Here is a 10,002-nt window from a genome sequence, read left to right on the forward strand (position 1 = left end):
TATGTCTGAACAGTCGCAGCATATCCATTTTGAGAACACGAATAGGTGGAGCACCAAACAGCTCGTTACCATGGCGTTGATGTGCGCCTTGGGCGCCCTGTTTATGTACGTGCAGCTGCCTATCCTTCCTTCGGCGCCGTTTTTGACGTATGACCCGTCGCTGGTGCCGGCGATGGTGTGCGGTTTTGCGTATGGTCCTGGCGCCGGCACTGCTGTTGCCGCCATGGCGATCGTTATCCATGCGCTCACCACGGGTGACTGGGTCGGCGCGCTTATGAACCTGGTTGCCACGCTGGGCTACATTCTGCCCGCGGCTACCGTTTACCAGAAGATGCACACCTATAAGGGTGCCGTGATTGGCCTGGTGCTCGGCGTCATTGCCGCTACGGCGCTGTCTATGGTCGCAAACCTTACCATTGGCGTATGGTTCTGGTATGGCTCGGTCGATGTGATCGCCCCGCTCATGATTCCTGCCGTACTGCCGTTCAACCTTATCAAGACCGTGCTTAACTCGGTGTTGACGCTGACGGTGTATAAAGCAGTCTCCAACCTCATCACGCCTAAAAAGGACCAGGTCAAAGGCCGCGCATGATTGAGTGTCGGGGCGTTTCCTTTAGTTATGACGGTGCCGCACCGGCGCTCGACGGCGTCGATCTGAATATCGAGGACGGCGAGTTTTTCTGCATCCTCGGTGGCAATGGGTCGGGCAAGTCGACGTTTGCCAAGCATCTGAATGCGCTGCTGCAGCCCGATGCGGGCACGGTGCGCATTAACGGCATGGATGCGTCCGATCCCGAGCTGGTCTACGACATTCGCTCGACCGCGGGCATGGTATTCCAGAATCCCGATGATCAGCTGGTGGCAACGCTTGTCGAAGATGACGTTGCGTTTGGTCCCGAAAACCTTGGCGTGCCATCGGCGCAAATTGCGCAGCGCGTACGCGAGGCGCTGAAGGGCGTGGGCCTGGTGGGCTTTGAGCGCCACGAGACCCATGCGCTTTCGGGCGGCCAAAAGCAGCGCGTGGCGCTTGCCGGCGTGCTCGCCATGGAACCGCGCGTGCTCATATTGGACGAGGCGTCCTCGATGCTCGATCCGCGCGGACGCAAGGGCCTTATGAAGGCCTGTCATGCGCTCCACGATCGCGGCATGACTATCGTGATGATTACGCACTTTATGGAAGAGGCCGCCGAGGCCGATCGTGTCGCGGTGTTTCGGGCGGGGCGCGTTGCCATGCTCGGTACGCCCGAGGAAATCTTGACGCGGGCGGACGAACTTGCGCAGCTCAACTTGGATATGCCGGCGTCGTGCTGTCTAGGTAGGGCACTTCGTGCGAAGGGCGTGTCCGTTTGCGCGCAGGTGCGTGAGGCGGATATGGTCGCCGAGATTGCGCAGGCTTATGCCGAGCGGAGTGGGGCAGGCACCGCGGGGCAGTCTTCCGCATCCCAGTTGGAAATCGCTGACGGCACTGTTCCGGTAGACAACGAGGGCAACGCGTCGGAGCCCGTCATAGAGCTATCCCATGTTTCGTACAGTTATTCGCTCAGTCCGCGCGAGCGCCGCCGCTGGCATAAGCGCTCGGCCACTGCGGGCAAATCGAGCAAACAGGCTCTCTGGGGAAACGACCCCAGCAGTCCGTGGGCGCTGCGCGATGTATCGCTGACGGTGCGTCGCGGCGAGTTCCTGGGGCTAGCAGGCCATACCGGCTCGGGTAAATCGACTCTGGTCCAGCATCTCAACGGGCTGATCCGTCCGCAGGAGGGAAGCATTTGCGCGCTGGGGCTCGACCTATCAAACAAGAAAGACGCCGCTGCGGTTAAGGCCAAGGTCGGCGTGGTGTCTCAGTATCCTGAGCGTCAGCTGTTTGCCGAAACCGTGGCGCAGGACGTGGCGTTTGGTCCGCACAACCTTGGCTTGCCGCAAGATGAAGTCGACCGTCGTGTCGAGTCATCGCTCTCGCGCGTGGGCCTCGATCTTTCCACGGTCGGCGACAAGAGCCCCTTTGAGCTTTCGGGCGGCCAGCAGCGTCGCGTGGCGTTTGCCGGCGTGCTCGCCATGGAACCTGAGGTGCTGGTGCTCGACGAGCCCATGGCGGGCCTCGATCCGGCTGCCCGCAGGGATTTCCTGGAGCTCATTGGCCGTTTACATGACGAAGGCCTGACCGTTGTCATGGTTTCGCACAGCATGGATGACCTGGCAAATTGTTGTGACCGTATCGTTGTGATGAACGAGGGCGCGGTGTTTGCCGAGGGAACGCCCACGCAGGTTTTTGCGCATGCGGATGAGCTTAAATCAATCGGCTTGGGTGTTCCCGCCGCCCAGCGCATGGCGCTGGCGCTCGCGAAGGCAGGCGTGCCGCTGCGCTTTGACGGCCTCTATACGGTTGAGTCGCTGGCAGACGAGTTGGTGGACCTGCTAATCGGTCGCTCGGGCGGTCCTTCTAACGTCGCGGACATTGCTAAATCCAAGACGGTCGCGCGAGAGGAGGGCTGCTAATGGAGACGTTTTCGTTTGGCAGCTACTATCCCGGCGATAGTGCGATCCACCGCCTAGACCCGCGAACTAAGTTGCTCTTGGGCTTTGTGTTTCTGATCACGACGCTCACAGTCAGCAGCTTCCGCGGACTGGCCCCGGTCGCAATCTTCGTTGTCCTGATCTATGCCGTGTCCCGGGTGCCGTTGCGCCGGGTCCTATCATCGATGGCACCATTGCTGGCGATTGTCGTGGTGGTCGCAGTGCTCAACCTGTTTTCCGACCAGAGCGGGCGCATCCTGTGGCAGCTCTGCTTTCTGCAGATAAGCGAGGGCTCGCTGCGTTCTGCCGCCTTTATGGCGTGCCGCCTGACCCTGATGATGGCCGGCATGAGCGCCATTACGCTCACCACGCCCACGCTCGACCTCACCGCGGGCTTTGAGCGTCTGCTCGCACCGTTTGCGCGTGTGGGACTTCCTGCGCACGAGCTCGGCATGATCATGGGTATCGCGCTGCGCTTTATGCCGCAGTTTGCCACCGAGATGAAGCAGACGGCCGATGCGCAGGCGAGCCGCGGTGCGCGCATGACGGGCGGTCCGCTCGGCGGCGTGCGTATGCTCGGCAGTGTGGCGATTCCGCTGTTCACGGGCGTGTTCCGTCATGCCGAGACGCTTTCGGCCGCCATGGATGCCCGTTGCTATCATGGCGAGCAGGGCCGCACACGTTTGCATGCGCTTGCATTTGGCCGCAGCGATGCGTTGGCGGCGGTGGTGACGGCGTTGCTGCTCATCTGCGTCATCGTCATCAATCTTCAACTTGTTTAGGCGCGATTCGAGCGCAAGAAAGGGGTCCCTATGACCGACAACGACCGCACGGCTCAGCTTGAGCGCGCCTGTTCGTATCTCAGGCGCATTCCGGCGTGGTATCTGGCCACGACCGATGTGGCCGACGGGTATCAGCCTCGCGTGAGGCCGTTTTCATTTGCCATGGTCGATGACGGTAAGCTGTGGTTTTGCACATCGCGCGACAAGGATGTGTGGGCGGAGCTGAGTGCGAATCCCAAGTTTGAACTCTCGGGCTGGAAGCCGGGGGAGTGCTGGATCGTGTTGACCGGCGAGGCCGCACTTGAGGACGACGCAGTTGCGAGCGACAAGGTGCGTCAAGCGGGTTTTAAGCACATGGTGGGCATCGGCGAGGAACACGAGAGCGCCAACGACGGCCGCCTTGCGTTCTTCTCGGTCCGCAACATCGCCGCGCGGTTCTGCGATATCGACGGCAGCGAGGAGCGCCTGGAGCTCTAGCTCACACAACCAGGCTCCCAAACTAGCTAGTACAGGAGGAAACGTGGACGGATTGAATACGGTTTTGGAGTATTTGACGTCGGTGCCGGCGTGGTATCTGGCGACAAGCGTGGACGGGCAGCCACATGTGCGTCCGTTCTCGTTTGCACAGATTCAGGACGGCAAGCTGTGGTTTGTGACGGCGCGCACCAAAGATGTGTGGCAAGAGCTTCTGCAAAACCAGCGCTTTGAGGCCACGAGTTGGTGGCCGGGCCATGGCTGGTTGATCCTGCGCGGGCGTGCGGGGCTGGAAGACCGGGCTTCGAGTGAAATGCGCGAGGCCGGTTGGAAGCATCTTGAGCGCCTGGGCGAGCACTATGAGGGGCCTAACGACCCCACGCTCGTCTTCTTTAGCGTCGAGGATCCCGAGGCTTTTATCTGCAATCACGACGAATGGGTGCCGGTCGAGCTCTAGCCAGCTGGCTCATCCTAACAACTTGGTTTTCGCATGGGCGGGCCCCGTATTGCCCGGCGCCGTTAGGAGCGCCGGTCAATACGGGGCCCGCTCAATTTGTCAATTCCTTCAAGCGAATGTGTCGGGAATGTTTCAATGCATGAATATGCAAGCCATTTACGTGTTCATGCATCTTTTGGTGCTAAAGTTTCAACCCACTTCATAACGACCACTGCGAAATGCGCATCGGTGCATAAATCGCAGACAAGGAGTCTGATATGTCATTGAAGGTTGGAATCGTCGGCGCGGCTGGATATGCCGGAGCCGAGCTCATTCGCCTCGTGCTCGGCCATCCCGAGTTTGAACTTGTTGCCATTACGTCCAACGCCGATGCCGGCCAGCCGCTGTCCGCGGTGTATCCGAGCTTTGCTGGCGTGAGCGATCTGGTTTTCACCACGCATGACGCCCCCGAGCTTAAGAGCTGCGATGCGGTTTTTCTTGCCGTGCCGCACACGGCTGCCATGGCACAGGTGCCCGCGCTGCTTGCATCGGGCGTCTCCTGCTTCGATTTGTCTGCCGACTACCGCCTGAGCGATCCGGCCGTGTTTGAGGCATGGTATGCCGCCGAGCACACGAGCCCCGAGCTACTCAAGACACGTGCCTTCGGCCTGCCCGAGCTGTTCTGCCAGGACTTGGAGACCGCTGCTTCCAGCCATGCTGCTGGCAGGCCCGTGTTGGTCGCCTGCGCCGGCTGCTATCCCACCGCAACGAGCCTTGCTGCCGCTCCTGCCGTGCGTGCGGGCTGGGTGGCCGAGAACGGTCCCGTGATTGTCGATGCCATCAGCGGTGTGACGGGTGCCGGCAAGTCCTGCAACGCTCGTACGCATTTTTGCAGCGCCGACGAGAATTTGGAGGCCTACGGCGTGGGCAAGCATCGTCACACGCCCGAAATCGAGCAAATCCTTGGTCTAACAGATCGCGTCGTCTTTACCCCGCACCTGGCACCCCTCAAGCGCGGTCTACTCTCTACGGTAACGATGCCGCTTGCGCCGCAGGCTATCGATACCTTGATCCTTGAGGACGTTGTCGACTATTACAAGCAGTTCTACGCTGGACGCACCTTTGTGCGCGTGCTCGATGCCGGCCAGCAGCCCAAGACGGCTTCGGTCGTCGGCACCAACGCCGCCCAGATTGGCCTTGCGTTCAACAAGCGCGCGGGCGTGCTGGTGGCGACGGGCGCCATCGACAATTTGTGCAAGGGCGCTGCGGGCCAAGCAGTCCAGTGCGCCAATATCGTCTTTGGCTTTGACGAGCGACGAGGCTTGCCCACAGTGGCGTGCCCGGTGTAGCACATTCGATTGTTAACGATTTGGTAGTCGGGCATCGAGTGGGGCGCCACTTTTAAGCTGGTCTCATGATTACGACTGGCATGGCGCACCAACCGATGTCCGTTTTTTGTTTGACATAAGGAGTCATAAAGACGATGAATACCGACCTGATTGATATCAAGATTCGCGCCGTCGAGGGTGGCGTTACGGCAGCGGCCGGCTTTAAGGCCGCAGGCATCCATGCGGGATTCCGGAAGAATCCCGAGCGCTTAGACTATGCGCTCGTCATGCCCGATAAACCCTGTCCCGGCGCCGGCGTGTTTACGACCAACCGCTTTTGCGCGGCGCCCGTGCAGGTGAGCCGTGCCAACCTGGGCGGTGCGGACAAGGGCTACGGTATCATCGCCGGTGTTTCAATCAACTCCGGCAACGCGAACGCCGCCACGGGCGAGACCGGCCTTGCCTGCGCGCGCGAGACCTGCAACATCGCATCGCAGGTTATCGGCTGCGAACCCCAGCAGATCCTGGTTGCCTCCACGGGTGTGATTGGCCAGATTCTGCCGATCGACACGTTTGAGACAGCCATTCCTGCTGCCTACGAGGCGCTCTCCGCCCACGGTGGCGCCGATGCCGCTCGCGCCATCATGACGACCGACACGCACTCCAAGGAGTACGCCGTGTCCTACGTCAGTGAGGCTGCGGGTCATGCGGGCAATGTCTATACGGTAGGCGGCATGTGCAAGGGCTCGGGCATGATCATGCCCAATATGGCCACCATGATCGCAGTTATCACCACCGATGCCCCCGTCGAGCCTGCGGCACTTCATGCCCTGCTGCTCTCGACCGTCAAGCAGACCTTTAACAAGGTAACGGTCGATTCCGACACCTCGACCAACGACACCTGCATCATGCTTGCCTCCGGCGCCGCTGCCGCAGATGCCGAGCCTATCGTCGAGGGCTCCGATGCCTTCGACGAGTTGGCATTTGCCGTGCACGAGGTGTGCGAGAGCCTGGCGCGCAATATCGCCGCCGATGGTGAGGGCGCATCCAAGCTTGTTACGGTCAACGTTACCGGAGCCGCCAACGACGAGGAAGCTGATATCGCCGCTCGTGCCGTTGCCAACTCGCCGCTCGTTAAGACCTGCATCGCCGGCCACGACTGCAACTGGGGCCGCGTTGCCATGGCGCTTGGCAAGTGCGGCGTGAAGTTTAATCAGGAAGACGTTTCCATCGACATGATGGGCATGCCCGTCTGTCGCGACGGTCTGACTGTTCGCTTTGACGAGGACGAGGCTCTACGACGTTTCGAGGCGCCCGAGATCGTGATCTCGGCCGACCTGGGCGCAGGCGACGCGGCAACGACCGTGTGGACCTGCGACCTCACGCATGAATACATCTCCATCAACGGCGACTACCGTTCCTAGATTCCAGGCACGCTGCGCATCTTGCCGCGATTGCGGACAGCGGAGCACGGCGCGATAACGATACGAAAGACGAGGCAGATTATGAAATTCGCACGCGATTGTCGTTCGAGCGAATCCAACGAAGCAACCGCGCAGCTGCTGTTCGAAGCGCTGCCGTGGATTAAGAACCTGACCGGCAAGACGGTTGTTATCAAATATGGCGGAGCCGCCATGGTTGATGAGCAGCTGCGCCGCGACGTGATGAGCGACATCGTTTTGCTCAAGATCATCGGTATGCGCCCCGTCATCGTGCACGGCGGCGGCAAGGCTATCAACGAGGCGCTGAGCCATTACGATATTCCCGTCGAGTTTAAGAACGGCCAGCGCGTGACCACGCCGGCGACTATGGATATCGTGCGCGAGGTGCTGGGCGGCAAGGTTAACCAGGAGCTGGTTGCTGCCATCAACCACCACGGCAACCTGGCCGTGGGCGTGTCGGGCAGCGATGCCGGCACGCTCATCGCCGAGCCGCTCGACCCCGAGCTCGGTCGCGTGGGCAAAGTGATGCACGTCAACACCGACTATATCGAGCGCTTACTCGATAGCGAGTACATCCCCGTCATCGCTACCGTCGCGGCGGGGGAGGACGGCGGTTTCTTCAACATCAACGCCGACACCGCCGCCGGTGCCGTTGCCGCGGCGCTCCACGCGCATAAGGCGATCTTTTTGACCGATGTCGATGGCCTGTACAAGGACTTTAGCGACAAGGACTCGCTTATCTCCAACCTAACGCTCGACGAGGTTAACGAAATGCTCTACGGCAGCGAGGTCGATAAGGGCATGATTCCCAAGCTGCGCGCGGCCGTCGATGCGCTTACCGGCGGCGTATTTCGTGCCCACATCATTAACGGTACTACGCCGCATTCGCTGCTCCTGGAGCTGCTGACCGATGCCGGCGTCGGCACCGTGATCCATTCCACCGAGACGGCTTACGAGTTCGATACGCATCCGCATCCGCTTTCGACGTTTGCTGCGCGTCTGACCGAAAACCTTGACGAGGTCGAGAAGCTTCAGACGGTCTAGCTGACCCGCAGCCGCCCCATTCCTGCACCCATAGCCCCGCGCCGTCTGGCGCCCAACGAAAGGCATCCCATGTCACTTGCAGCTCAGCAATCGCTTGAATCCCATTACGTTATGCATACCTTTGGCCGCTCTCCGGTCGAGTTTGTCGAGGGTCACGGCATGAAGCTCACCGGCGACGATGGCCGTGAGTACCTCGACTTTCTTGCCGGCATCGGCGTGTGCAGCCTAGGTCATGGCGACCCGGCTGTGCTCTCGGCGCTCGAGGCACAGACCAAAAAGCTCATGCATGTCTCCAATTACTTCTACATTGAGCAGCGCGGACAGGTCGCGGCGCTGCTGTCCAAGCTTGCTAACGACGACGTAGATGGTGCGCGCGTGCTTGCCGATGCCATTGCCGCCGGCGATGAGACCACGGCAGCTGCTCTTGGTGCCCCGGCTGCGGATGAGCAGGTTTGGGAGACCTTCTTTGCCAACTCTGGCGCCGAGGCCAACGAGGGCTCGATGAAGCTCGCGCGCCTGTACGCCAAGCGTGCCGGTAATGGCGGCAACACCATCGTGTGCATGCGCGGCGGCTTCCACGGCCGTACGCTCGAGACCATTGCCGCCACCATGCAGGATTGGCTGCAGGACAGCTTCCGCCCGCTGCCGGGTGGCTTTGTGGCCTGCACGCCCAACGATGTGGATGAGCTGCGTGCGATCTTTAAGCAGCTGGGGAGCGAAATTTGTGCCGTGATGCTCGAGCCGATCCAGGGTGAGAGCGGTGTGCATCCCATGACCGAGGAGTTTATGGCTACGGCGCGCGACCTGGCACACGAAGTGGGCGCCGTGCTTATCGCCGACGAGGTCCAGTGCGGCATCTTCCGCTCCGGCAAGCCGTTTGCGTTCCAGACCTATGGCGTGGAGCCCGACATCATGAGCCTTGCCAAGGGCATTGCTGATGGCGTGCCCATGGGTGCCGTCGTGGCGAAGAAGGAGATTGCCGACGTGTTTAAGCCGGGCGACCACGGCTCGACCTTTGGCGGTAGCTGCTTGGCCATCGCGGCGTGTGCCGCGACGCTCTCCGCGCTTGTGCGTGGCGATTATGCCGAGCATGCTGCCAAGGTGGGTGCCTATATGGAGGCAAAGCTCGCCAAGCTGCCGCACGTGACCGAGGTACGTGGTCGCGGCTTGATGCTCGGCTGTGATTTGGATGATGCCGCGGGCGACGCGCATGGTGTTGTTGCCCGCGCGCTGGCCGCCGGTGCCGTGATCAACGCTACGGGTGCGCATACGCTGCGTTTCCTGCCGCCACTCGTCTGCGAGGAAGCCGACGTGGACAGTCTGATCGAGATCCTGTCGGGTGTTTTGGGCTAACGCGGCGCAATAACTCAATTTGGACCGAGTTCCGGACTGCGGACGTGCCCTATGCGGCATGATTCAGCGGTCTGGAGCCCGTTTTGCCTTAGATTTGCTAAGGCAGGGAGACCTGCTGGTCAAAAAACATCAAATATGAGTACTGTTACCGATTTGGTAGCAGCAATTTTGGACTAATAAGGCCAGATGGCAAGTCGAAATGGCGATGAATACACGATTTTGATCTGACTGTTAGTCCTTATAATGGACATATGTTGCGTAACCTAAGCAAACACTATCTGTTTATATGTTGCAAGCAAAGTAGCAGTACTCATTTTTGCCATTATTTGGCCACGGACCTTGAAATAAGGGGTCCTTAGGGTTCGAATCCCATGCGCTGGGCCCAAACAAAAAACGGTCCCCTTGCGAGGACCGTTTCCAATTCAGTGGTGGGCGATGAGGGATTCGAACCCCCAGCCTTGTGCGTGTAAAGCACCTGCGCTAACCGTTGCGCCAATCGCCCGTGCGGAGAGAGTATAGCAAAACAATCGCCCCATTCACCTCATATCCATTAAAGGTAACCGGCGCGTGTCACAGCCCTTGATTATCAACTTCATCCGAACACTTCCCACATTCATCCGCACATGTGCGGA

At 60.3% G+C, this 10,002-nt stretch carries 9 protein-coding genes and 1 tRNA gene; 9 read left to right on the top strand and 1 reads right to left on the bottom strand.

All coding sequences use genetic code 11. The annotated features are described in order from the left end of the window. Position 1 precedes the first annotated feature (1 nt). The 9 genes from LK493_RS07255 (at position 2) to LK493_RS07295 (ending at position 9,370) form a co-directional block, all read left to right on the top strand. Positions 2 to 592, top strand: coding sequence for an ECF transporter S component (locus tag LK493_RS07255; RefSeq protein ID WP_227790595.1), 591 nt, complete (start codon positions 2 to 4; stop codon positions 590 to 592). After that, positions 589 to 2,493: an energy-coupling factor transporter ATPase gene (locus LK493_RS07260; protein WP_227790596.1), complete on the top strand. Its 1,905-nt coding sequence runs from the start codon at positions 589 to 591 to the stop codon at positions 2,491 to 2,493. Before LK493_RS07255 ends, LK493_RS07260 begins: the two co-directional genes overlap by 4 nt. Next, on the top strand, positions 2,493 to 3,293 hold the full coding sequence (locus LK493_RS07265; protein WP_227790597.1) for an energy-coupling factor transporter transmembrane component T family protein: 801 nt from the start codon (positions 2,493 to 2,495) through the stop codon (positions 3,291 to 3,293). Before LK493_RS07260 ends, LK493_RS07265 begins: the two co-directional genes overlap by 1 nt. A 30-nt stretch (positions 3,294 to 3,323) precedes the next feature. Further along, on the top strand, positions 3,324 to 3,770 hold the full coding sequence (locus tag LK493_RS07270; protein ID WP_117848005.1) for a pyridoxamine 5'-phosphate oxidase family protein: 447 nt from the start codon (positions 3,324 to 3,326) through the stop codon (positions 3,768 to 3,770). Between the two features lie 43 nt (positions 3,771 to 3,813). Further along, a complete protein-coding gene (locus tag LK493_RS07275; RefSeq protein ID WP_195503989.1) occupies positions 3,814 to 4,224 on the top strand; it encodes a pyridoxamine 5'-phosphate oxidase family protein in 411 nt (136 codons plus the stop codon). 257 nt (positions 4,225 to 4,481) lie between these two features. Beyond that, complete coding sequence (gene argC / locus LK493_RS07280) at positions 4,482 to 5,552, top strand: N-acetyl-gamma-glutamyl-phosphate reductase (protein WP_227790598.1); 1,071 nt, start codon at positions 4,482 to 4,484, stop codon at positions 5,550 to 5,552. 134 nt (positions 5,553 to 5,686) lie between these two features. Next, a complete protein-coding gene (argJ, locus tag LK493_RS07285; protein ID WP_195232435.1) occupies positions 5,687 to 6,955 on the top strand; it encodes a bifunctional glutamate N-acetyltransferase/amino-acid acetyltransferase ArgJ in 1,269 nt (422 codons plus the stop codon). Between the two features lie 81 nt (positions 6,956 to 7,036). After that, on the top strand, positions 7,037 to 8,017 hold the full coding sequence (gene argB / locus LK493_RS07290; RefSeq protein ID WP_227790599.1) for an acetylglutamate kinase: 981 nt from the start codon (positions 7,037 to 7,039) through the stop codon (positions 8,015 to 8,017). A gap of 69 nt (positions 8,018 to 8,086) precedes the next feature. Beyond that, on the top strand, positions 8,087 to 9,370 hold the full coding sequence (locus LK493_RS07295) for an aminotransferase class III-fold pyridoxal phosphate-dependent enzyme (RefSeq protein ID WP_117745772.1): 1,284 nt from the start codon (positions 8,087 to 8,089) through the stop codon (positions 9,368 to 9,370). 426 nt (positions 9,371 to 9,796) lie between these two features. Here LK493_RS07295 and LK493_RS07300 read toward each other — a convergent pair. After that, a tRNA-Val gene (locus tag LK493_RS07300) sits at positions 9,797 to 9,872 on the bottom strand. Between the last annotated feature and the right edge of the window lie 130 nt (positions 9,873 to 10,002).

Source organism: Collinsella aerofaciens, from assembly GCF_020709435.1.
In the GTDB taxonomy this organism is placed as follows: domain Bacteria; phylum Actinomycetota; class Coriobacteriia; order Coriobacteriales; family Coriobacteriaceae; genus Collinsella; species Collinsella aerofaciens_AU.